23 protein-coding genes are annotated in these 21,226 nt (G+C 71.3%); 18 read left to right on the top strand and 5 right to left on the bottom strand.

Features of this window, described 5'->3' with window-relative positions:
• Positions 1 to 13 precede the first annotated feature (13 nt).
• Entirely contained in the window at positions 14 to 1,003 is a 990-nt protein-coding gene (gene coaA / locus OHS16_RS12050) for a type I pantothenate kinase (protein ID WP_328537197.1), read from the bottom strand.
• Positions 1,004 to 1,108: 105 nt separating this feature from the next.
• Positions 1,109 to 1,723 (bottom strand): GOLPH3/VPS74 family protein, encoded by a 615-nt coding sequence (locus OHS16_RS12045; RefSeq protein WP_328537196.1) that lies wholly within the window; start codon positions 1,721 to 1,723, stop codon positions 1,109 to 1,111.
• 309 nt (positions 1,724 to 2,032) lie between these two features.
• On the opposite strand from OHS16_RS12045, the gene glmS reads away from it, so the two are divergent.
• From glmS to OHS16_RS12010, 7 genes are all read left to right on the top strand, one after another.
• Positions 2,033 to 3,880: a glutamine--fructose-6-phosphate transaminase (isomerizing) gene (gene glmS, locus OHS16_RS12040; protein WP_328537195.1), complete on the top strand. Its 1,848-nt coding sequence runs from the start codon at positions 2,033 to 2,035 to the stop codon at positions 3,878 to 3,880.
• On the top strand, positions 3,877 to 4,245 hold the full coding sequence (locus tag OHS16_RS12035; protein ID WP_328537194.1) for a holo-ACP synthase: 369 nt from the start codon (positions 3,877 to 3,879) through the stop codon (positions 4,243 to 4,245). The genes glmS and OHS16_RS12035 overlap by 4 nt, the downstream gene beginning before the upstream one ends.
• A 3-nt stretch (positions 4,246 to 4,248) precedes the next feature.
• Complete coding sequence (locus OHS16_RS12030; protein ID WP_328537193.1) at positions 4,249 to 5,667, top strand: NAD(P)H-hydrate dehydratase; 1,419 nt, start codon at positions 4,249 to 4,251, stop codon at positions 5,665 to 5,667.
• A 46-nt stretch (positions 5,668 to 5,713) separates the two neighbouring features.
• On the top strand, positions 5,714 to 6,877 hold the full coding sequence (alr, locus tag OHS16_RS12025; RefSeq protein WP_328537192.1) for an alanine racemase: 1,164 nt from the start codon (positions 5,714 to 5,716) through the stop codon (positions 6,875 to 6,877).
• 10 nt (positions 6,878 to 6,887) lie between these two features.
• On the top strand, positions 6,888 to 8,105 hold the full coding sequence (locus OHS16_RS12020; protein WP_328537191.1) for an alpha/beta fold hydrolase: 1,218 nt from the start codon (positions 6,888 to 6,890) through the stop codon (positions 8,103 to 8,105).
• Complete coding sequence (gene tsaE, locus OHS16_RS12015; protein ID WP_328537190.1) at positions 8,077 to 8,601, top strand: tRNA (adenosine(37)-N6)-threonylcarbamoyltransferase complex ATPase subunit type 1 TsaE; 525 nt, start codon at positions 8,077 to 8,079, stop codon at positions 8,599 to 8,601. Before OHS16_RS12020 ends, tsaE begins: the two co-directional genes overlap by 29 nt.
• 188 nt (positions 8,602 to 8,789) lie before the next feature.
• On the top strand, positions 8,790 to 8,978 hold the full coding sequence (locus tag OHS16_RS12010) for a hypothetical protein (protein ID WP_328537189.1): 189 nt from the start codon (positions 8,790 to 8,792) through the stop codon (positions 8,976 to 8,978).
• A gap of 53 nt (positions 8,979 to 9,031) precedes the next feature.
• Here the strand turns inward: OHS16_RS12010 and OHS16_RS12005 are convergent, their stop codons facing one another.
• Positions 9,032 to 9,592 carry a hypothetical protein gene (locus OHS16_RS12005; RefSeq protein WP_328537188.1) on the bottom strand — a complete coding sequence of 187 codons (561 nt, stop codon included), beginning with the start codon at positions 9,590 to 9,592 and terminating at the stop codon, positions 9,032 to 9,034.
• Positions 9,593 to 9,699: 107 nt separating this feature from the next.
• Between OHS16_RS12005 and tsaB the strand changes: the two genes are divergently transcribed.
• The 6 genes from tsaB to OHS16_RS11975 all read left to right on the top strand — a co-directional run bounded on the left by tsaB (position 9,700) and on the right by OHS16_RS11975 (position 14,161).
• Positions 9,700 to 10,359 (top strand): tRNA (adenosine(37)-N6)-threonylcarbamoyltransferase complex dimerization subunit type 1 TsaB, encoded by a 660-nt coding sequence (gene tsaB, locus OHS16_RS12000; protein ID WP_328537187.1) that lies wholly within the window; start codon positions 9,700 to 9,702, stop codon positions 10,357 to 10,359.
• A gap of 53 nt (positions 10,360 to 10,412) precedes the next feature.
• On the top strand, positions 10,413 to 10,910 hold the full coding sequence (rimI, locus tag OHS16_RS11995) for a ribosomal protein S18-alanine N-acetyltransferase (protein WP_328540813.1): 498 nt from the start codon (positions 10,413 to 10,415) through the stop codon (positions 10,908 to 10,910).
• Positions 10,903 to 12,030 (top strand): tRNA (adenosine(37)-N6)-threonylcarbamoyltransferase complex transferase subunit TsaD, encoded by a 1,128-nt coding sequence (tsaD, locus tag OHS16_RS11990; RefSeq protein ID WP_328537186.1) that lies wholly within the window; start codon positions 10,903 to 10,905, stop codon positions 12,028 to 12,030. Before rimI ends, tsaD begins: the two co-directional genes overlap by 8 nt.
• Positions 12,027 to 12,284 carry a hypothetical protein gene (locus tag OHS16_RS11985; protein ID WP_328537185.1) on the top strand — a complete coding sequence of 86 codons (258 nt, stop codon included), beginning with the start codon at positions 12,027 to 12,029 and terminating at the stop codon, positions 12,282 to 12,284. The genes tsaD and OHS16_RS11985 overlap by 4 nt, the downstream gene beginning before the upstream one ends.
• 223 nt (positions 12,285 to 12,507) lie before the next feature.
• Positions 12,508 to 12,873, top strand: coding sequence for a YciI family protein (locus OHS16_RS11980; protein ID WP_328537184.1), 366 nt, complete (start codon positions 12,508 to 12,510; stop codon positions 12,871 to 12,873).
• A 43-nt stretch (positions 12,874 to 12,916) separates the two neighbouring features.
• Complete coding sequence (locus tag OHS16_RS11975; protein ID WP_443042600.1) at positions 12,917 to 14,161, top strand: RNA polymerase sigma factor; 1,245 nt, start codon at positions 12,917 to 12,919, stop codon at positions 14,159 to 14,161.
• Positions 14,162 to 14,198: 37 nt separating this feature from the next.
• On the opposite strand, the gene OHS16_RS11970 is transcribed toward OHS16_RS11975, so the two are convergent.
• Positions 14,199 to 14,876 (bottom strand): TetR/AcrR family transcriptional regulator, encoded by a 678-nt coding sequence (locus OHS16_RS11970; RefSeq protein WP_443042599.1) that lies wholly within the window; start codon positions 14,874 to 14,876, stop codon positions 14,199 to 14,201.
• Between the two features lie 62 nt (positions 14,877 to 14,938).
• Between OHS16_RS11970 and OHS16_RS11965 the strand changes: the two genes are divergently transcribed.
• From OHS16_RS11965 to OHS16_RS11955, 3 genes are all read left to right on the top strand, one after another.
• Positions 14,939 to 16,384, top strand: coding sequence for an MFS transporter (locus OHS16_RS11965; RefSeq protein ID WP_328537181.1), 1,446 nt, complete (start codon positions 14,939 to 14,941; stop codon positions 16,382 to 16,384).
• 69 nt (positions 16,385 to 16,453) lie between these two features.
• Entirely contained in the window at positions 16,454 to 17,116 is a 663-nt protein-coding gene (locus OHS16_RS11960) for a nucleotidyltransferase domain-containing protein (protein WP_328537180.1), read from the top strand.
• Between the two features lie 81 nt (positions 17,117 to 17,197).
• Entirely contained in the window at positions 17,198 to 17,563 is a 366-nt protein-coding gene (locus OHS16_RS11955) for a hypothetical protein (protein ID WP_328537179.1), read from the top strand.
• On the opposite strand, the gene OHS16_RS11950 is transcribed toward OHS16_RS11955, so the two are convergent.
• The gene (locus OHS16_RS11950) at positions 17,547 to 18,779 is read right to left on the bottom strand and encodes a THUMP-like domain-containing protein (protein ID WP_328537178.1); all 1,233 of its coding nucleotides are present in this window, start codon (positions 18,777 to 18,779) and stop codon (positions 17,547 to 17,549) included. The genes OHS16_RS11955 and OHS16_RS11950 overlap by 17 nt on opposite strands.
• A 300-nt stretch (positions 18,780 to 19,079) precedes the next feature.
• Here OHS16_RS11950 and groES point away from each other — a divergent pair, with 300 nt between their 5' ends.
• Together groES and groL are read left to right on the top strand one after the other, a co-directional pair.
• Entirely contained in the window at positions 19,080 to 19,388 is a 309-nt protein-coding gene (gene groES, locus OHS16_RS11945; protein ID WP_328537177.1) for a co-chaperone GroES, read from the top strand.
• Between the two features lie 112 nt (positions 19,389 to 19,500).
• On the top strand, positions 19,501 to 21,123 hold the full coding sequence (gene groL, locus OHS16_RS11940) for a chaperonin GroEL (RefSeq protein WP_328537176.1): 1,623 nt from the start codon (positions 19,501 to 19,503) through the stop codon (positions 21,121 to 21,123).
• The last annotated feature ends 103 nt before the right edge of the window (positions 21,124 to 21,226 follow it).

Here is a 21,226-nt window from a genome sequence, read left to right as displayed (position 1 = left end):
GCCGGCCGGGTGGTCAGAGTTTGCGCAGGGAGATGCGCTGCACCTTGTGGTCCGCACCCTTGCGCACGACCAGGGTGGCCCGGCTCCGCGTCGGCGCCACATTCTCCACCAAGTTGGGCTTGTTGATGGTCCGCCACATCGTGCGCGCGTAGTCCAGTGCCTCCTCCTCGGAGACCTGGGTGTACTTGGTGAAGTACGAGGAAGGGTCCTGGAACGCCGTCTCGCGCAGCCTCCGGAACCGGTTGAGGTACCAGCCCTCGATGTCGTCGGCGCGCGCGTCGACATACACCGAGAAGTCGAAGAAGTCGGCCAGGCCCACCCGGGTGCGTCCGTCGCTGCCGGGCAGAGTGGGCTGCAGGACGTTCAGCCCTTCGACGATCAGAATGTCCGGCCGGCGCACGGTCAGCCGCTCACCCGGCACCCTGTCGTAGATCAGGTGCGAATAGACCGGCGCGGTCACCTCGGCCTTCCCGGATTTCACATCCGCGACGAACCGGGTGAGCGCCCGACGGTCGTAGGACTCGGGGAATCCCTTGCGCGCCACGAGACCGCGGCGCTTGAGCTCCTCCATCGGATAGAGGAACCCGTCCGTGGTGACCAGCTCCACCCGCGGGTGTTCGGGCCAGCGGGCGAGCATCGCCCGCAGCAGCCGGGCCACGGTGGACTTGCCCACCGCGACGCTTCCCGCGACCCCTATGACGAACGGAGTGCCGTGCTGGGTGCCGTGGCCGTTGCCGGTGTCACCGAGGAAGGTGTTGAGTGCGCCGCGCAGCCCGTCCGATGCCTGCACGTACAGATTGAGCAGCCGTGACAGCGGCAGATAGATGTCCCGTACCTCGTCGAGGTCGATGACATCGCCGAGCCCGCGCAGCCGCTCGACCTCTTCCGCGGTGAGCGGCAACGGCGTCTTCTCGCGAAGAGCGCTCCATTCGGTGCGGGTGAGATCGACGTACGGAGTCGGCTCGGACCGGCGGTGGGCGGATCGCGGCGGTGAATGGATCACGTGGTCATTGTCGTGGCTGGAGGGCGCCTGTGGGGGGTGGGGTCGGTCACGTGCGGTGGGGCGGAAGATGCCGTTCCGGGGTGGTTCGGCTGGAGCGGGCAGCTCTCAGTACCCTCGCTGGACGTTGTCGGCCGCCGCGTCCTGCCGCCTCCGGGCCCGGCGCTGACGTTCTGCCGACAGTTCACTCAGCGCGTCGTTGAGGGCGTCGAGCACGGCCTCCACCCCGTCGCCTGCGGTGCCCGGGGATTCTCCCGCCTGCTGGTCACGGATCCCCACCGCCTCCCCGAGTGCGGCCAGCACGGGCTCATCCGCCGCCCAGCGGCTCGAAGCGACCCGGCGGGCGGGCGAATCGACCAGTTCGAACCCGTCGTCCCGCACGAGCAGCCAGTGCCGGCGCCGTCTGCGGGTGAGCAGGCCTTCCGCCTCCAAGGCGGTCAGATAGGTCTCGGACAGGCCTCGCCCTCTGCGCCACAGCCAGTCGCCGACCGACTCGTACGGTTCCGTGCGGGTGAGTGACGATACGGCCTCGTCCAGCAGGAGGTCTGCCATGGCCCGCTCCAGGCCCGGAACGATGCGGCCTTCGGTCAGCGCGATGTCGTCGCCACCGAGCAGATCGATGGTCTCGGCGGCCGCGAGAGCGAGGGAGAGGTCGCCTCGCTCGACAGGGCGACTTGACTCCATGTCCATGGCGATGATCAACAGATCCCGTGGTGTGGTCATGCTGGACTCCATGTCAGCACGAGGGGTTCGGCGAGGCCGCGGCTGCCGGCCGGCGTGATTGCCTCCGCTGCCCGGGTGAACCCTTCGTCACGGTGTGCGCATCGAGGATATTTCAGCGATTACCTCCCAGCATAGGTGCTTCCCCGCTGCCCGCCCGGAGTGGCAAGGCGGCACCCGGGGCGCAGGACCCGCTGTGGCCCTGCGGATCCGGCGGTCGGCTCCGCCCGGCGCGGGCGGGCGATGCGACGGTCCGGTGGAGGCGTGTGGCGTCCGACTGGTGTTCGGCCCGGTCCGCCGTAGGCTGCCGACATGTGCGGAATCGTGGGGTACGTCGGCGGGCAGTCGGCGCTTGATGTTGTCGTCGCGGGCCTGAAGCGGCTGGAGTACCGGGGTTACGACTCGGCCGGGGTGGCCGTGCTCGTGGACGGTGGGCTCGCGTCCGCCAAAAAGGCCGGGAAACTCGTCAATCTGGAGAAGGAGCTGGCCGATCGGCCACTGCCGGCCGGGACCACCGGGATCGGGCACACCCGGTGGGCCACCCACGGTGCGCCGACCGACGCCAATGCGCACCCGCATCTCGACAACGCGGGCCGGGTCTCCGTCGTCCACAACGGGATCATCGAGAACTTCGCCGCGCTGCGCGACGAACTGACCGGGCGTGGCCATGTGCTGGAGTCCGAGACGGACACCGAGACCGTGGCGCACCTGCTGGCCGAGGCCTACTCCTCGTGCGGGGATCCGGCTGAGGCGATGAGGCAGGTGTGCCGGCGTCTGGAGGGGGCGTTCACCCTGGTCGCGGTGCACGCGGACGAACCGGGTGTGGTGGTCGGCGCGCGGCGGAACTCGCCCCTGGTGATCGGGGTGGGGGAGGGCGAGGCCTTTCTCGCGTCGGACGTGTCCGCTTTCATCGCCCACACCCGCTCCGCCATCGAACTGGGGCAGGATCAGGTGGTGGAGCTGCGCAGGGATTCGGTGCTCGTCACCGACTTCGAAGGGGCGCCGGCGGAGGTCCGCCACTACCACGTGGACTGGGACGCGTCCGCCGCGGAGAAGGGCGGCCACGACTACTTCATGCTGAAGGAGATCGCCGAGCAGCCGAAGGCGGTCGCCGACACGCTGCTCGGACGGATCGACGCAGGCGGGCTGCTGACGCTGGACGAGGTGCGGATCCCCGCCGGCGTGCTGCGGGAGATCAACAAAGTGATCATCGTGGCCTGCGGGACCGCGTTCCACGCGGGGATGATCGCCAAGTACGCCATCGAGCACTGGACCAGGCTGCCCTGCGAGACCGAGCTGGCAAGCGAGTTCCGCTACCGGGACCCGATCCTGGACCAGCAGACGCTGGTGATCGCGATCTCCCAGTCGGGCGAGACCATGGACACCCTGATGGCGCTGCGCCATGCGCGTGAACAGGGCGCCAAGGTGCTGGCCATCTGCAACTCCAACGGGTCGACCATCCCCCGGGAATCGGACGCTGTCCTCTACACGCACGCGGGCCCCGAGGTCGCGGTCGCCTCGACCAAGGCGTTCCTGACCCAGCTGGTGGCCTGCTATCTGGTCGCGCTCTATCTGGGGCAGGTGCGCGGGACGAAGTGGGCCGACGAGATCCGGACCGTGGTCCGCGAGCTGTCCGACATCTCGCACCAGGTCGACCGGGTTCTCCAAACCATGGAACCGGTAAGGGAGTTGGCCCGGTCTCTGGCGGACAAGGACACCGTGCTCTTCCTCGGCAGGCACGTCGGCTATCCGGTGGCCCTGGAGGGCGCGCTCAAGCTCAAGGAGCTCGCCTACATGCACGCCGAGGGCTTCGCGGCGGGTGAACTCAAGCACGGCCCGATCGCGCTGATCGAGGATGATCTGCCGGTGGTCGTCGTCGTGCCGTCACCGAACGGACGGTCGCTGCTGCACGGCAAGATCGTGTCGAACATCCAGGAGATCCGGGCCCGTGGGGCGCGGACCATCGTCGTCGCGGAGGAGGGGGACGAGGCCGTGGTGCCGTACGCGGACCATCTGATCAGGATTCCGGCCACGCCCACCCTGCTGCAACCGCTGGTGGCCACGGTGCCCTTGCAGGTCTTCGCCTGCGAACTGGCGACCGCCCGCGGCAACGACGTAGACCAGCCGCGCAACCTCGCCAAGTCGGTGACGGTCGAGTGATTGTCGGAGTGGGCATCGATGTCGCCGAGATCGACCGGTTCGACGCGGCCCTGGAACGGACTCCGCAACTGGCCGAACGGCTGTTCCTGCCGTCCGAGTTGATACTCCCCGACGGTGAACGCCGGGGCATCTCCTCGCTCGCCGCTCGGTTCGCGGCCAAGGAGGCGCTGGCCAAGGCTCTCGGCGCGCCCGGCGGCCTGCGCTGGACGGACGCCGAGGTGTACGTGGAGGAGAGCGGCCGGCCCTTGCTGCGGGTAAGCGGCACGGTGGCGGCGCGCGCCGCCGAACTCGGGGTGCGGTCATGGCATGTCTCGCTCAGTCATGACGCGGGAGTGGCCTCGGCCGTCGTGATCGCGGAGGGTTGAGGCATGCGTACTGCTTACAGCGTGGAAACCGTGAGGACCGCCGAGCGTGAACTGATGGCGCGGCTGCCGGACGGCGCACTGATGCAGCGGGCCGCCGCCGGGCTCGCCGCTGCCTGCGCGGATCTGCTGGGCCGGGTGTACGGCGCCAGGGTCGTGCTGCTCATCGGCAGCGGGGCCAATGGGGGAGACGCCCTCTTTGCCGGGGCGAGACTCGCGCGGCGCGGGGCCGGGGTGAGCGCGGTGCTGCTCGACCCCGACCGGGCGCACGAAGCCGGACTGCGGGCGCTGCTCGCGGCCGGCGGGCGGGTCGACGACACCTCGGTGATCGTCCGGGCCGATCTGGTGGTCGACGGCATCACCGGCATCGGTGGTCGCGGCGGGCTGCGCCCGGACGCGGAAGCCGCGCTCTGGGCGGTGTCGGACGCGGTGCCGGTGGTCGCCGTCGATCTGCCGAGCGGGGTGTCGGCCGACACCGGCGAGGTCGTGGGCGAGGCCGTACGGGCCGATGCCACGGTCACCTTCGGCGCTTACAAGCCGGGGCTGCTCATCGACCCGGCCGCCGAGTACGCCGGCGCGGTGCGGCTGGTCGACATCGGGCTCGACCTGCCTGTCGTACCGGAACTCGAGGCGCTGCAGTACGCGGACGTGGCCGCGCTGCTGCCCAGGCCCTCGGCGGAGAGCGACAAGTACCGGCGGGGCGTGGTCGGTATCGCGGCGGGGTCGGCGCGTTACCCAGGAGCCGCGGTCCTCGCGGTGGCGGGCGCCCTGCACGGCGGGGCGGGCGCCGTGCGCTACACCGGGCCGGCCGCGGACGCGGTGATCGCCCGCTTCCCGGAGACCCTGGTGCACGCAGGTCCGCCCTCCAAGGCCGGGCGGGTGCAGGCCTGGGTGGTCGGGCCGGGTATCGGCGACGACGCGTCGGCGGTCGACGACGTACTGGCGACCGATGTACCGGTGCTGGTGGACGCCGACGGCCTGCGACTGCTGGACGCGGAGGCGGTACGGGCCAGGTCGGCGCCCACGCTGCTCACCCCGCACGCGGGTGAGGCGGCGGCGCTGCTCGACATCTCGCGGGAGGAGGTCGAGGGCGGACGGCTGTCGGCGGCACGCGGTCTCGCCACCCGGTACGGGGCGACGGTGCTGCTCAAGGGCTCGACCACGCTGGTCGCATCGCCGTCGGGCGACGTACCGGTCCGGGTGAATCCCACCGGCACCCCGTGGCTGGCGACGGCGGGCAGCGGCGATGTGCTGTCGGGTCTCGCGGGCTCCTTGCTCGCCGCGGGCCTGGAGGCGAGGGACGCCGGTTCCGTGGCGGCGTATCTGCACGGGCTCGCGGCGCGCCGCGCGTCCGGCGGGGCCGCCGTGGTGGCGCAGGATGTCGCGGAACACGTCGCCGGGGCCTGGCGGGACATCTGCCGGTGATCCGCCGTGCGTTCCCGCTGTCACCGCTCTGAGAGACTGGGCCGCGATGACTGAAACACCCATGCGAGCGCGCGCCGAGATCGATCTGGCGGCTCTGCGCGCCAATGTTCACGCTCTGCGCGCCCGCGCGCCCCGGGCCCGGCTGATGGCCGTGGTCAAGGCGGACGCGTACGGGCACGGCATGCTGCCCTGCGCCAGGGCCGCGCTGCGGGCCGGGGCGGACTGGCTCGGCACCGCCACCCCGCAGGAAGCCCTCGCGCTGCGCGCCGCGGGCATCGGGGCCCGGCTGCTGTGCTGGCTGTGGACACCGGGCGGGCCGTGGCGTGCGGCCATCGAAGCCGATATCGATGTGTCGGTGAGCGCCATCTGGGCGCTGGACGAGGTGTGCGCCGCCGCACAGCAGAGCGGCCGCACCGCCCGGGTCCAGCTGAAGGCCGACACCGGTCTGGGGCGCGGCGGCTGCCAGCCCGCCGACTGGCCGGAGCTGATCGGCGCGGCGCTCGCGGCGGAGGCCGGGGGCCTGGTGAAGGTCACCGGACTCTGGTCGCACTACGCGTGCGCCGACGAGCCCGGTCACCCCTCGATCGCCGCCCAGACGGCCCGTTTCGACGAGGCCATCGACTATGCGGAGAAGGCGGGGATCCAGCCGGAGGTCCGCCACATCGCCAACTCGCCCGCCGTGCTGACCCTGCCCGACGCGCAGTACGACCTGGTGCGCACCGGGGTCGCGCTCTACGGCATCTCGCCGGTCCCGCAGGTCGGCAGCGCCGCCGACTTCGGACTGCGTCCGGTGATGACGCTCAGCGCCGGCCTGAGTCTGGTCAAGCATGTCCCCGCCGGGCACGGCGTCAGTTACGGGCACAACTACGTCACTTCTGCCGAGACCACCCTGGGTCTGGTCCCGCTCGGATATGCGGACGGCATTCCCCGCCACGCTTCGGGTAGAGGTCCAGTGCTGGTCGACGGCGCGTGGCGGCGGGTGGCCGGCCGGGTGGCGATGGACCAGTTCGTGGTGGACCTGGGCGGGGACGAGCCGGCACCGGGAGCGCAGGCCGTGCTGTTCGGCCCGGGCGACCGGGGCGAGCCGACCGCCGAGGACTGGGCGGTGGCCGCGGACACCATCGCCTACGAGATCGTCACCCGTATCGGTGCGCGGGTGGACCGCGTGTATGTCCATGAGGACCTGGACGACCAGCCCGACGACCAGTAGGAGCGGCACGGTGAGCGAGAGCACCAGCGCGGAAGTGGTCGAGGCCGTCGTGGCGGGCGCCAACTGGCGCCGGGCCGGCGGCTTCGCCGGCGCCGCGATCGGCGTCCTCGCGGCCGGCGCGGCGGCGGGGGTGGCGGTCGAGCGGCTGACGGTCGGCCGGGGCATGCGCAAGAAGGCGCGCCTCGCACTGGACGCCTCAGGACCCTATGGCGCGCTGCGCGGTACACCCGGGCGGGCCCTCGCGGACGACGGAACCAAGATCTACTACGAGGTCGACGAGCTCGAACCCGAGGCGGCCGGTGCCCGGAAACGCAGACTCTTCGGCCGGCGGGCAGGCCCGCCGGTCACGGTGGTCTTCTCGCACGGCTACTGCCTCAGTCAGGACTCCTGGCACTTCCAGCGCGCGGCGCTGCGCGGCATCGTGCGCACGGTCCACTGGGACCAGCGCAGCCACGGCCGTTCGCAGCGCGGCCGGGCGCAGGGCGACGGGGTGCCGGTCACCATCGACCAGCTCGGCCGGGATCTGAAGGCGGTCATCGACGAGGTGGCGCCCGAGGGACCCCTGGTGCTGGTGGGCCACTCGATGGGCGGCATGACGATGATGGCGCTCGGCGACCAGTTTCCCGAGCTGGTACGCGACCGGGTCGTCGGCGCGGCGTTCATCGGCACGTCCTGCGGGCGGCTCGGCGAGGTGAGTTTCGGGCTTCCGGTGGCCGGGGTGAACGCGGTACGCAGGGTGCTCCCGGGTGTGCTCAGGGCACTGGGATCACAGACCGACCTGGTGGAGCGGGGGCGACGGGCCACCGCCGATCTGTTCGCCGGCCTGATCAAGCGCTACTCCTTCGGCTCGACGGACGTCGACCCGGCGGTCGCCCGGTTCGCCGAGCGGCTGATCGAGGGGACCCCGATCGATGTGGTCGCGGAGTTCTATCCGGCCTTCAGCGATCACGACAAGGCGGACGCCCTGGCAGCGGTGTTCGCCGAGGTGCCCGCGCTGGTGCTGACAGGGGACGGCGATCTGGTGACGCCGAGCGCGCACAGCGAGGTGATCGCGGCGCTGCTGCCCGAGGCGGAACTGGTCATCGTCCCCGACAGCGGGCATCTGGCGATGCTGGAACACCCGGAGGCTGTGACGGCCGCGCTGACGGGGCTCCTGGCCCGGGTGGGCGCGGTGCCGGCAGACGCTAACGTTGGCGCACATGGAACCACCGCACACCCCGGCGGCTGACACCGCGGCCGCCTTCGTCACCCGTCTGTCCGTCGAATCCCCCGACCGCATGCGGGACCTCGGCCGCCGTCTGGCAGCGTTGCTGCGCCCCGGCGATCTGGTGATGCTCTCGGGCGAACTCGGCGCGGGCAAGACCACTCTGACCCGCGGTCTCGGGGAGGGCCTCGGTGTCCGGGGCGCGGTCACCTCCCCGACCTTTGTGATCGCCCGCGTCCACCCGCCGCTCGGCGACGGCCCGCCCCTGGTCCACGTCGACGCGTACCGCCTGGGCGGCGGACTCGACGAGATGGAGGACCTCGATCTGGATGTCTCGCTGCCCGAATCGGTGGTCGTGGTCGAGTGGGGTGACGGCAAGGTCGAGGACCTGACGGAGGACCGGCTGCGGGTGGTCATCGAACGGGGGGTCGGCGACACGGCCGACGAGCGCCGCATGGTGACGGTGAGTGGCGTGGGGGAGCGCTGGCGGCGCGAAGCGCCGACGGGGCTCGGGGAGTAGCCGGCCGGCGGGTCGGGCAGCCGGTCCCGCCCGGTCCCCGGGCACGGCCGGCTGCCGCCCCGGGGCCCGGGCGGCCGGGCGGGTAGGAGACCCGTACTTTCCGACAAGCCGTCGGCAAGGTGTTGCACAGATCCCACGACGCGTGGTCACATGGGTAGCACCAGTTGGTTAGGTGTACCTAACCACGCATGGCCGAGGAGATCGAGGAGGCAGCCATGTCCGCATCGGACCCCGAAGCGCAGTCGCCGTCCCCCCTGAAGATGCGCGACCTGCTCGCCTCATGCGCGGCCGCCGACGCGGTGTCCACACCCCCGCGCGCCCCGGAACCGGAGCCCGTGGCGGTCTCGGCACCGGAGCCGCGGCGCAGCGCCGCGTAGCCCGTACGGGTGACGCTCCGCGCCTCACCCGGAAGGGCGCGGCGCCGTACCGCTCACGGCACCACGACGACCTTGGTCCCGACCGTCGCGAGGGGCCACATCACATCGCCGTCGGCGCGCTTCATCCGGATGCCGCCGGTCCTGACATCGGTATCCGGGCTCGCCATCGAGCCGTCGCGTGCCGCGCTGAAGCCGACCGTCACCCCATTGACGCTCGCGAACCTCACCACATGCTCGATCGGCACCCCGTCCGAACCGACGATGTTCCCGGAACGCGACCGCACCTGGTACGTGCCGGGCTCCGGGTTCACGGCGCTCGGCATGACCGTGAAGGTCCGGGCCTTCGCGCCGTTCACCACCCACACCCGCTTCAGCGCGAGCGAGTACACGACGCGCGTGCCGGTGCCGGACTGCGGGGGCAGCGCGGTGGGGCTCGTCCTGCCCGGCTTCTTCGCGGTGCCCGACGGATCGGCCGGGGAAGCCGCAGAGGCGGACGGCTTGGGTGCGGCAACAGTGTCGGGGGCGTTCGCCGATGCCTGGTAGGCGAGGAAACCGACGACGGCCATGGCCGCTGCGGTGAGCCCGGCTACGATTCCCGAGCTGCTCCTGGACACGTGACGCTCCCGATATCTCGTACGTACGAATTCTCGGTGACGTTAGCAGCAGACCGCTGACCGGATGGGGCGCCGTGCCCCCACCGCGGGAGCCGTAGGCTGTTTGTGTGCTCCTGCTTGCTGTTGATACCGCCACGCCCGCCGTCACGGCCGCCCTCCACGACGGCGCGTCCGTCGTGGCCGAGTCCAGCCGGACCGATGCCCGCCGGCACGGGGAACTGCTGCTGCCCGCCGTCGACCGGGTGCTCGCCGCAGCCGGGGTGAAACTCGACGCGGTCACGGGCATCGTGGTCGGCGTCGGCCCGGGGCCGTACACGGGGCTGCGGGTCGGGCTGGTGACGGCCGCCACCTTCGGCTCGGTGCTCGGAGTGCCCGTGTACGGGCTGTGCACGCTGGACGGTCTCGCCCACGCCTCCGGGATCGAGGGCCCCTTCGTCGTGGCGACCGACGCACGGCGCAAGGAGGTCTACTGGGCGCGGTACGACGGCGCCCGGACCCGAGTGACCGAGCCGGCCGTCGACCGGCCCGCGGAGATCGCCGAGCAGGTCGCGGGGTTCCCCGCGGTCGGCGCCGGGGCGCTGCTCTACCCCGGTACCTTCCCCGACGCCCGCGCCCCCGAGCACGTGTCGGCCGGTTCGCTCGCCGCGCTGGCAGCCGAGAAGCTGGCGAGGGGCGACGAGGACGGCTTCCTGCCGGTCACGCCGCTCTACCTGCGGCGCCCGGACGCCCAGGTGCCCAAGAACTACAAGGTGGTCACCCCGCAGTGACACCCGTGACACCCGGCACGCCCGTGACACCGAGGACCGTCGTGCTGCGCGAAATGCGCTGGTGGGACATTGCCCCGGTACTCGAACTCGAACACGAACTGTTCCCCGACGACGCCTGGTCCGATGCCATGTTCTGGTCGGAGCTCGCCCATGCGCGCGGGCCCGCGGCGACCAGGCGCTATGTGGTCGCCGAGGCCGGGAGGCGAATCGTCGGGTACGCCGGCCTCGCGGCGGTCGGCGGTGTCGGGGACGTACAGACGATCGCCGCGGCCCGCGACCAGTGGGGCAGCGGACTCGGCGCCGAACTGCTGACCGACCTGCTGAGGCAGGCGACCGCCTTCGAGTGCACCGAGGTTCTTCTCGAGGTGCGGGTCGACAACGTGCGCGCACAGAAGCTCTACCAGCGCTTCGGCTTCGAGCCCATCGGCTTCCGCAGGGGCTACTACCAGCCGGGCAACGTGGACGCCCTGGTGATGCGCCTCCCGCTGGACCAGGAAACCGAAACCGTCCAGGAAACCGGCCTCGTACAAGGAACTGAGATCCATGGCTGACGAACCTCTGGTGCTCGGCATCGAGACCTCCTGCGACGAGACGGGTGTCGGCATCGTGCGCGGTACCACCCTGCTCGCCGACTCCATCGCGTCGAGCGTGGACACCCATGCCCGCTTCGGCGGTGTGGTGCCCGAGATCGCGTCCCGCGCCCATCTGGAGGCCATGGTCCCGACCATCGAGCGTGCGCTGAAGGACGCCGGGGTCAGTGCGAAGGACCTCGACGGCATCGCGGTGACCGCGGGGCCCGGTCTGGCGGGGGCGCTGCTGGTCGGTGTGTCGGCCGCCAAGGCCTATGCGTACGCGTTGGGGAAGCCGCTCTACGGAGTGAACCATCTGGCCTCACATATCTGTGTGGACCAGCTGGAGCACGGCCCGCTGCCCGAGCCCACGATGGCGCTGCTGGTGTCGGGCGGACACTCGTCGCTGCTGCTGGCACCCGACATCACGGCGGATGTACGGCCGCTGGGAGCGACCATCGACGACGCCGCGGGCGAGGCCTTCGACAAGATCGCCCGGGTGATGAACCTGGGCTTCCCCGGCGGACCGGTCATCGACCGGCTGGCCAGGGAGGGTGACCCGGCGGCGATCGCCTTCCCGCGCGGGCTCACCGGTTCCCGCGACGCGGCGTACGACTTCTCCTTCTCCGGTCTGAAGACGTCCGTGGCGCGCTGGATCGAGGCCAAGCGTGCGGCGGGCGAGGAGGTGCCGGTGAGGGACGTCGCCGCGTCCTTCCAGGAGGCGGTCGTCGACGTCCTCACCCGCAAGGCCGTCCGGGCCTGCAAGGACGAGGGTGTCGGCCATCTCATGATCGGCGGCGGGGTCGCCGCCAACTCCAGGCTGCGGGCGCTGGCCCAGGAACGCTGTGAGCGGGCGGGTGTCCAGCTGCGGGTACCGCGTCCGGGTCTGTGCACGGACAACGGCGCGATGGTGGCGGCGCTCGGCGCCGAGATGGTGGCCAGGAACCGCGCGGCATCGGACTGGGACCTGTCGGCGGATTCGTCGCTGCCGGTGACGGAGCCCCATGTGCCGGGGCGGACGCACGACCACGGTCACACCCCTGCCCACCCGCACGGACACGACCATGTGCACGAGGTCAGCAAGGACAATCTCTACTCATGACCGTGGCGCTGATGTGGGAGGCCCGGGCCGCGGACGGCCGGGGCGCCGAACTCCTCGAGTGGGCGCGGGCCCAGGTCCTCGAACCGGCACCGTCGCGCTGTGAGTTCCTCACCGCGCCGCGGGACCGGGTGCTCGTGCTGACCTGGTGGGACGCGCCCTACGACGCGGACCTGCCGGAACTCCCCGAGCCGCGGTCCGAAATGATCACCCGTGCCGTGCACCGGTGGCGCTTCGAATCGGCCGGTACGCGCTGACGTCCTGAGGCCCGCCCGAAATGCGCTGGCCCGGCCGGGGGCGGGTGCGGCCGGACACACGGCGGCTCGGCAGTGACAGCACGGGCCGCGGACGTTCGGCCGCCGGCTGCGGGAAGCGGGCGGGAAAAGAAAAAGCTGGAGCGTGTCGATTCCGGCCCCTCCCGTTCGACGCCTTGAGTGAGAGGGCGGGGAAGCGCCCCGCCCCCGGACCGAGGAGACAGCAATGCCGCGCTTCGTGTCACTTATCCGCGTCGACGAGAACCAGCCCGAGGGAGAGCCCAGCCCCGAACTGATGGCGCGCATGGACGTGCTGATCAAGGAGATGACCGAAGCCGGAGCCATGCTCGACACCGGTGGACTCGCTCCGATGGCCGACTCCCGCAGGGTCCGGGGGAACGGCGGGACGGTGACCGTCCTCGACGGACCTTTCGCCGAGGCCAAGGAGGTCGTCGGCGGGTACATGCTGATCCAGGCCGCGGATCTGGCCGAGGCGGTCGAGTGGACCAGGCGGTTCGTCGAGATCCATGAGGACGAGTGGGACATCAGCTGCGAGGTCCGCCAGATCTTCGGGCCGTCCGACGCGGGCTGACCGCGGTTGCCCGGTGGCTGTGCGGCTGCTCTGATGGGTGGCCGTGACGACAGGCGCGGGTACGGACAGAGCGGTCGAGGCCGTGTTCAGGATCGAGGCCGCGCGGATCATCGCCGGCACGGCCCGGATCGTGCGGGATGTCGGCATCGCCGAGGAGCTCGCGCAGGACGCTCTGGTAGCGGCACTTGAGCAGTGGCCCGAGTCGGGCGTCCCGGATAACCCGGGTGCCTGGCTCATGGCCGTTGCCAGGCGGCGGGCCATCGACCTGGTACGGAGGCGGGAGTCGTACGCGCGCAAGCTTGCCGAGGTCGGGCGGGTGCTGGAGGAGCTGCCCCCTCCGGAGCCCACGGCCGACGCGGGGGACCCGGACCGTATCGACGACGACCTGCTCCGGCTGATCTTCACCGCCTGCCATCCGGTGCTCTCCACCGGCGCCAGGATCGCGCTCACCCTGCGGCTGCTGGGCGGGCTGACCACCGATGAGATCGCCCGCGCATTTCTGACACCTGAGCCGACCGTCGCCCAGCGGATCGTCCGCGCCAAACGGAAACTGGCGACCGCGGGTGTCCCGTTCGAAGTGCCGTACGGGCAGGAACGCGCCCAGCGGCTGACGTCCGTGCTCGAGGTGATCTACCTGATCTTCAACGAGGGGTACTCCGCCACCGCGGGAGACGACTGGCTGCGCCCGGCGCTCTGCGAGGACGCCCTGCGGCTCGGGCGGGTGCTGGCCGGTCTGATGCCGCGGGAGCCCGAGGTGCACGGGCTGGTCGCGCTGCTGGAGATCCAGGCTTCGCGCACGGAGGCCAGGACCGGCCCGTCCGGCGAGCCGGTGCTGCTCGCCGACCAGAACCGGGCGCACTGGAACCGCCTGCTCATCCGGCGCGGCTTCGCGGCCCTCGCCCGTGCGGGCGAACCGGGCGGCGTACCCGGCCCCTACGCACTCCAGGCCGCGATCGCGGCCTGTCACGCCCGGGCGCGTACCTGGGCCGAGACCGACTGGCAGCGGATCGCCCTGCTGTACTCCGCGCTGCCGCCTTCCCCGGTGGTCGAACTGAACCGGGCCGTCGCGGTCTCGATGGCCGAAGGGGCGGCCGCCGGGCTGGAGATCGTGGACGTCCTGGCGAAGGAGCCCGCGCTGGCCGCGTACCACCTGCTGCCCAGTGTCCGCGGTGATCTGCTGGAGCGGCTGGGCCGGACTGACGAGGCGCGCGCCGAGTTCCGCAGGGCGGCCGCCCTGACCCGTAACGAGGCCGAGCGGGCGCTGCTGCTGCGGCGGGCGGGGGCGTGACGGCGGGCGCACGGCGCTGCCCCGGGGCCGGCCGGGTTCAGGCCCGGCGCGTCAGCAGGCCCTCGATCACCGCGTCGAGCTGCTCGGTGATGTCGTAGGACTCGGTCATCTCGATCCAGCGGCCGGCGACCGCCGTGAGGTGCGGCAGGGCGACGGCGTCGTCGTCCGTCAGAAGTTCCGGGAAGTGCCGCCTGCGGTCCGGCTGTTCGGTGTTCCGCTTCGCCTGGGCGCTGCGGAAGACGAGATCGCCGTAGATGTAGTGCCAGATGGTCCGGTACGCGCGAACGGCTCCGGTCTCACTGAGCCCGCAGGCCATTGCCGCGCCGATGATCTCGTCGACCATCCACAGGGCCGCCTTGTCGGTGAGGTCGCCGAGCGCGAGGATCTCCACCACCCAGGGGATCTTGTCCAGGGTGCTGTGCATATGGACGGCGACGGCAAGGATCCTCGCCCGCGGTTCCTCCGGCAGTCCGGGTCGCGGGAAGCCCTCCGCGATGCCGGACAGGGTGAGCATCAGCAGCTCGTCCTTGTCGCGCACGTGGTGGTAGAGCGCCATCGGTGTGACGCCGATCTCTCTGGCGACGCGGCGCATGGACAGGGCGCCGATGCCCTCGTCCTCGATGACGCGGCGCGCGGTCGCGACGATCTTCTCCGGCTCGACGCGGCGGGGCCGTCCGACGGACCGCTTGCCTGCTGCGTTCTCTGCTGCTGCCACCCGGCCATTCTCCATCGCCTCCCCGTGGCTAATTTCTATACGCGTATAGTAACCTGCGAACCATGACGAACTCATCTGCACAGAAAGGCCGTTGGCTGCTGCCGGTGCTGCTCACCGTGCAGTTCGTGGTGTCGCTCGACATGTCGGTGGTGAACGTCGCGCTGCCGGACATCGGAAGGGACATCGGGCTGGCGCCGGACGCGCTGCCCTGGGTGATCAACGCCTATGCGCTCGCCTTCGGCGGGCTGCTGATGCTCGGCGGACGGCTCGCCGACGTGATCGGCGGACGGCGCACCCTGCTCGCCGGCTTCGCGCTGTTCGGCGCGGCGAGCCTGGCCGGGGGTCTGGCCGCGGGGCCCGGCTGGCTGATCGCGGCGCGCGCCCTGCAGGGCGCGGGAGCCGCGGCCCTCGCTCCGGTCGCCTTCACCCTGCTCACCGTCACCTACCCGCCGGGGGCGCCCCGGGCCCGCGCGCTCGGCCTGTGGGGGATGTCCGGAGCGGCGGGCGGTGCCGCCGGGATGCTCGTGGGCGGGCTGCTCACCAGTTGCGCCGGGTGGCGCTCGGTGATGCTGATCAACGTCCCGGTGGTGGTCCCGGCCCTGCTGGCCGCCCGGCGGGCGGTACCCGCCGAACGCCGTACGGGCCGGGCGCCGCGCCTGGACGTGGCGGGGGCGGTGCTGGTCACGGGCGGTACGTCCGCGCTCGTGCTCGGTCTCGTCCGCACCGGGACCTACGGCTGGACCTCCCGCACCACGCTCCTCGCCCTTGCCGTCTCCGTGGCCCTGCTGACCGCCTTCGCGGTGGTCGAACTCCGGGTGCGCGGCCCCCTGCTGCGGCTGGGCCTGCTCACGAACCCGTCGGTGCTCTCCGCGAATCTCTTCACGCTGCTGATGTCCTCCGGGCAGTTCGCGGCCTTCTACTTCACCTCTCTCTACATGCAGCAGGTGCTGGGCTACGGGCCGACCGCCACCGGGATCGCCTTCCTGCCCTTCTGCGCGGGTGTCGTGGCCGGATCTCTGCTGGCGCCCAGGGCGGTGGCGCGGTTCGGCCCCGGCACGGTCCTGGTCACCGGTGGGCTGCTCGGCGCGGCGGGTCTCGCCTGGTTCGCGCTGACGGTCGCCGTCGGATCCACCTTCGCCGTCTCGGTACTCGGCCCTTCGCTCGTCCTGAGCGTCGGTGTCGGCGTCTGCTTCGTCCCGCTGGGCGCGGAGGCCACCGCCGGTGTGATCCCGTCCGAGGTGGGCATGGCGGCGGGCGTGCTCAACAGCTCCCGTCAGATCGGTGGTTCGCTCGGTCTCTCGGTCCTCGCCACGGTCGCGGTGCACGTCTCGTCCCGCGCGCCGCACGGGGGCCGCGCGGCTCTGGCCGACGGGCAGTCGGCGGCCCTGTGGACCGCGGCCGCGCTGCTCGTGGCGGCGAGCCTGGCGGTGGCCCTGCTGCGGGGGCGGCGCAGGCGGGCCACCGCCCCCGCTGAGCCGGCTCCCGTGACGGCCGCCGTGTCCCGCTGAACCCCGGGTGGCAGCGGCGTCCACCCGCGGGGCGGGCGGGACGTCACAGACGCGGCCTAGGATGCGGCCATGTCATCAGCCATGGACCTGGCCCCGGCGATCCGGAACGCCCTGGCGCAGCGGCTGATCGACGCGCTCACCGCGCAGTGCCCCGGCTCACGGGCCGGGCTGCGGGGCTCGCTCGCCCGGGGGACGGCCGATGCCTACAGCGACATCGACCTCGCCTGGACGGTCCCCGACGCGGAATTCGACGCCTGTGCGGCGGGTGCCGGGGCGTGTCTGGCGCGGGTGCGGGAAGTGGCTTCGCTGCGCAGCGACCCGGACCTCCAGCGCTCCCGCGGACGACGGCTGCTCTTCGTCGCCTTCCGGGATCTGCCGCTCTTCTGGCGGCTGGACCTGGAGATCTCGGCGGAGTCGGCCGCCGGGGACCCGGATCACGACCGAGGAAACCCGCAGGCACGCGGCGACGACTGGTCGCCGGCCGCGAGCGCGCTCGCCAATGCGGTTGCCGCCGTCAAGGCGGTGCTGCGCCACCAGCCGGACACCGCGCGAGGGCTGCTGGAGCGCGGGCTCCGGCGGGTCGGCGCCCCCGGCGCCGTCAGCGGGCGATGGCCGGAGGACGTCGCGCGCCTCGCCCGCGCGGCTGCGGGGCTGGAACCCGAGCAGCGCCCCCTCGCCGACCGGGTCGTACGCCTCGCCGATGAGCTGCTGCCCCGCCACCCGGCCGGCTGACCGACCGGGCCGGCGGATTTCCGCGCCGTTGCGCGTAATCTGAGGGGAGGATCATGCGTGTCCAGGGGGAAGGGGCGGCAAGTGGACTGGTTCTGGTGGGTGTTCATCTTTTTCATGGTCGGCGGCTTCGGCTGGATCGCCGACACCGGCCGTACCGCGCTGCGCACGCGCCATGAGCGCAGGATGGAACGGCTGCAGACCGCGGAGCGGGAACGCCGGGAGGTCGAGGCGGCGCACAAGCCGCCCGAGCCGGTCTGCGGCTGTACGCACCATCTGGCCAAACACGACCGGCAGGGCAAATGCCATGAGACCGTCGAGGTGCCGACGGCCTGGGACGAGAACAAGAAGCCAGTGAGTTTCGAGCCAGGCGTCTGCAACTGCCAGCAGTACGTGGGCCCGCAGCCGCTGTCCCAGGTGTACGCGGAGGAGCTCACCGACCTGGGGTGACCGTGGCGTCCCCCGCGGGGCCGGGCGCCGGCCGGCCGATCAGCATCGACGGTGCGCCCGCCACCCGGGTCAGGAAGACGGTCGCCTCGTTGGGGCCCGCGGGCTTCACCCTGCGGCGCACCTCCTCCGGCTCCACCGCCGAGCCGCGCTTCTTGACGGTGAGCCGGCCGACCTCGCGCTCGCGGAGCAGCGCCTTCAGCTTCTTGAGGCCGAAGGGCAGTTCATCGGTGATCTCGTAGGCGGTCGCGTACGGGGTCCGGCGCAGTTCGTCCGCCGTGATGTAGGCGATCGTCTCGTCGATCAGCCCGCCGTCCAGGTCTTCGGCGACCTCGGCGACCAGATGGGCGCGGATGACGGCGCCGTCGGGCTCGTACAGATAGCGGCCGACCGGGCGCGGCGCGGGATCGGGCAGGCCGCGGCCGGTCAGGGTGGCTCCCGAGGGGAGCAGGGTCGCTCGGCGCGTGCCGGGGACGATGACGTGTCCGGCGCCGGCGTGGTGCCAGAGCACGGCCTCCTTCACGTCTCCCGTGTCCGAGATCCACTCGGCCTCGAAATCGTCCGGAACCAGCTCGTGCGGGATGCCCGGAGCGATCTTGATGGCGCCGCTGCCCGCCTCGCGTACCGCGTCGACGGCCCAGGACAGCGGCGGCGAGTAGGCCTCGGGATCGAAGATGCGGCCCCGGCCGCCGCGCCGTGCGGGGTCGATGAACAGGGCTTCGCTGCCGGATCCCCGCCAGTCGTACGCGGTGACGTCCTCGCAGGCGAAGGTGGCCCGGTGGTGCTGCCCCAGCATCTCGGCGTTGGTCCTGGCGACCAGGCAGGTCATCGGGTCACTGTCCACGGCGTGCACGGCGAAACCGGCCCGGGCCAGCGCGAGCGCGTCGCCGCCGATTCCGCAGCAGAGGTCGGCGACCGAGGCGGCACCGATGTCCCGGAAGCGTCCTGCCCGGTACTCGGCGACCGACTTCCGGGTGGACTGCTCGACGCCGTTCGGTGTGAAGAACATCCGGTACGCGTCCTCGGCGCCGAACTTCGCCACCGCCCGCTGCCTCAGCCGTGCCTGTCCGAGTGCCGCCGAGACGAGATCGGGGGAGTGGTCGCGGCGCAGATGCGTCGCGATGGACAGTTCCCGGGAGGGCTCGAAGTCTCTCAGTGAGTCGAGCAGGGCACGGCCCTGGCCGGTGAGCAGTGCACGGAAGGTGTCGAGGTCGGTCACCGGTCCATTGTGGGCCTTGCCAGGTACAGCGAACCGAGTGCGATGCCGACCGGGCAGAACCTCGCGGTTCCATGGCGCAGCGGTGGACGGAGCGCGGGCGGCCGGAGGACGCCACGGCCCATCGAACTGGCACTCCGCTTGACCGAGTGCTAATCGCCGTCCTAGTCTCAGTTCTGGCACTCCCCACGGGAGAGTGCCAAATCTGGCGACGGGCCGGTCCGGCACCCGCGACGACGGATCCATCCGGTCGCCACCTCAAACAGTTCACCCCGTGAGATCTCCGAAGGGGGAGACCGGATCGTGTCGACAACCAGCTCCAAGGTTGCCATTAAGCCGCTCGAGGACCGCATTGTGGTCCAGCCGCTCGACGCCGAGCAGACCACGGCCTCCGGCCTGGTCATTCCGGACACCGCCAAGGAGAAGCCCCAGGAGGGCGTCGTCCTGGCCGTGGGCCCGGGCCGCTTCGAGAACGGCGAGCGTCTTCCGCTCGACGTCAAGACCGGCGATGTCGTTCTGTACAGCAAGTACGGCGGCACTGAGGTGAAGTACAACAGCGAGGAGTACCTCGTTCTCTCGGCTCGCGACGTGCTCGCGATCATCGAGAAGTAATTCACCTGCGTATTTCCTGATCTGCGCCCCTGGCCCCGCATCTGCTGTGTTCGCACACCGAGTTGGCGGGCACCGGGGGCGCAGCTCTTTTTGAGAGGACTGAATCAGCTCCATGGCGAAGATCCTGAAGTTCGACGAGGACGCCCGTCGCGCCCTCGAGCGCGGCGTCAACAAGCTTGCCGACACGGTCAAGGTGACGATCGGCCCCAAGGGCCGCAACGTCGTCATCGACAAGAAGTTCGGTGCTCCCACCATCACCAACGACGGTGTCACGATCGCCCGCGAGGTCGAGCTCGACGACCCGTACGAGAACCTCGGCGCCCAGCTGGTGAAGGAGGTGGCCACCAAGACCAACGACATCGCTGGTGACGGCACCACCACCGCCACCGTGCTGGCCCAGGCGCTCGTCCGCGAGGGCCTGCGCAACGTCGCCGCCGGCGCCTCGCCCGCCTCCCTCAAGAAGGGCATCGACGCCGCGGTCAGGGCTGTGTCCGACGAGCTCCTCGCGACCGCCCGCCCCATCGACGACAAGTCCGACATCGCCGCCGTGGCCGCGCTCTCCGCGCAGGACAAGCAGGTCGGTGAGCTCATCGCCGAGGCGATGGACAAGGTCGGCAAGGACGGTGTCATCACCGTCGAGGAGTCCAACACCTTCGGTCTGGACCTGGAATTCACCGAGGGCATGGCCTTCGACAAGGGTTACCTCTCGCCGTACATGGTGACCGACCAGGAGCGTATGGAGGCCGTTCTCGACGACCCGTACATCCTGATCCACCAGGGCAAGATCGGCTCCATCCAGGACCTGCTTCCGCTCCTGGAGAAGGTCATCCAGGGCGGCAGCTCCAAGCCGTTGCTGATCATCGCCGAGGACGTCGAGGGCGAGGCCCTTTCGACCCTGGTCGTGAACAAGATCCGCGGCACCTTCAACGCGGTCGCGGTCAAGGCCCCCGGCTTCGGCGACCGCCGCAAGGCGATGCTCGGCGACATGGCCACCCTCACCGGTGCCACGGTCATCGCCGAGGAGGTCGGCCTCAAGCTCGACCAGGCCGGTCTTGACGTACTGGGCTCCGCCCGCCGCGTCACGATCACCAAGGACGACACGGTCATCGTCGACGGCGGTGGCAAGTCCGACGAGGTCCAGGGCCGCGTCAACCAGATCAAGGCCGAGATCGAGTCCACGGACTCCGACTGGGACCGCGAGAAGCTCCAGGAGCGCCTCGCGAAGCTGGCCGGCGGTGTGTGTGTGATCCGTGTCGGTGCCGCCACCGAGGTGGAGCTCAAGGAGAAGAAGCACCGTCTGGAGGACGCCATCTCCGCGACCCGCGCCGCGGTCGAGGAGGGCATCGTCTCCGGTGGTGGCTCCGCTCTGGTGCACGCCGCGAAGGTTCTCGAGGGATCCCTCGGCAAGACGGGTGACGAGGCCACCGGTGTCGCCGTCGTCCGCCGCGCCGCCGTCGAGCCGCTGCGCTGGATCGCGGAGAACGCCGGCCTCGAGGGCTACGTCATCACCGCGAAGGTTGCCGAACTCAGCAAGGGCGAGGGCTTCAACGCCGCGACCGGCGAGTACGGCGACCTGGTGAAGGCCGGCGTCATCGACCCGGTCAAGGTCACCCGTTCCGCGCTGGAGAACGCCGCGTCCATCGCTTCGCTGCTGCTCACGACCGAGACTCTGGTCGTCGAGAAGCCGGCGGAGGAGGAGCCCGAGGCGGGTCACGGTCACGGTCACTCGCACTGACGCGTAACCGCACGGCCAACAGCCGCAGAAGGCCCCTGTTCCCACCGCCCAGCGGTGGGGGCTCGGGCCTTCCGGCGTTCAGCCGACCGCGCCCGGGCCGTGG

The organism is Streptomyces sp. NBC_00344 (assembly GCF_036088315.1).
GTDB lineage: Bacteria > Actinomycetota > Actinomycetes > Streptomycetales > Streptomycetaceae > Streptomyces.
This window is presented reverse-complemented; position numbering and strand designations above follow the sequence as displayed.

Coding starts and splice junctions, on each gene's coding strand:
- OHS16_RS11985 (WP_328537185.1), top strand. CDS start 12,027: ATGACCGTGGCGCTGATGTGGGAGGCCCGGGCCGCGGACGGCCGGGGC.
- tsaE (WP_328537190.1), top strand. CDS start 8,077: ATGGAACCACCGCACACCCCGGCGGCTGACACCGCGGCCGCCTTCGTC.
- tsaD (WP_328537186.1), top strand. CDS start 10,903: ATGGCTGACGAACCTCTGGTGCTCGGCATCGAGACCTCCTGCGACGAG.
- OHS16_RS12045 (WP_328537196.1), bottom strand. CDS start 1,723: ATGACCACACCACGGGATCTGTTGATCATCGCCATGGACATGGAGTCA.
- rimI (WP_328540813.1), top strand. CDS start 10,413: ATGCGCTGGTGGGACATTGCCCCGGTACTCGAACTCGAACACGAACTG.
- alr (WP_328537192.1), top strand. CDS start 5,714: ATGACTGAAACACCCATGCGAGCGCGCGCCGAGATCGATCTGGCGGCT.
- OHS16_RS11960 (WP_328537180.1), top strand. CDS start 16,454: ATGTCATCAGCCATGGACCTGGCCCCGGCGATCCGGAACGCCCTGGCG.
- OHS16_RS12010 (WP_328537189.1), top strand. CDS start 8,790: ATGGCCGAGGAGATCGAGGAGGCAGCCATGTCCGCATCGGACCCCGAA.
- groL (WP_328537176.1), top strand. CDS start 19,501: ATGGCGAAGATCCTGAAGTTCGACGAGGACGCCCGTCGCGCCCTCGAG.
- OHS16_RS12030 (WP_328537193.1), top strand. CDS start 4,249: ATGCGTACTGCTTACAGCGTGGAAACCGTGAGGACCGCCGAGCGTGAA.
- glmS (WP_328537195.1), top strand. CDS start 2,033: ATGTGCGGAATCGTGGGGTACGTCGGCGGGCAGTCGGCGCTTGATGTT.
- OHS16_RS11965 (WP_328537181.1), top strand. CDS start 14,939: ATGACGAACTCATCTGCACAGAAAGGCCGTTGGCTGCTGCCGGTGCTG.
- OHS16_RS11980 (WP_328537184.1), top strand. CDS start 12,508: ATGCCGCGCTTCGTGTCACTTATCCGCGTCGACGAGAACCAGCCCGAG.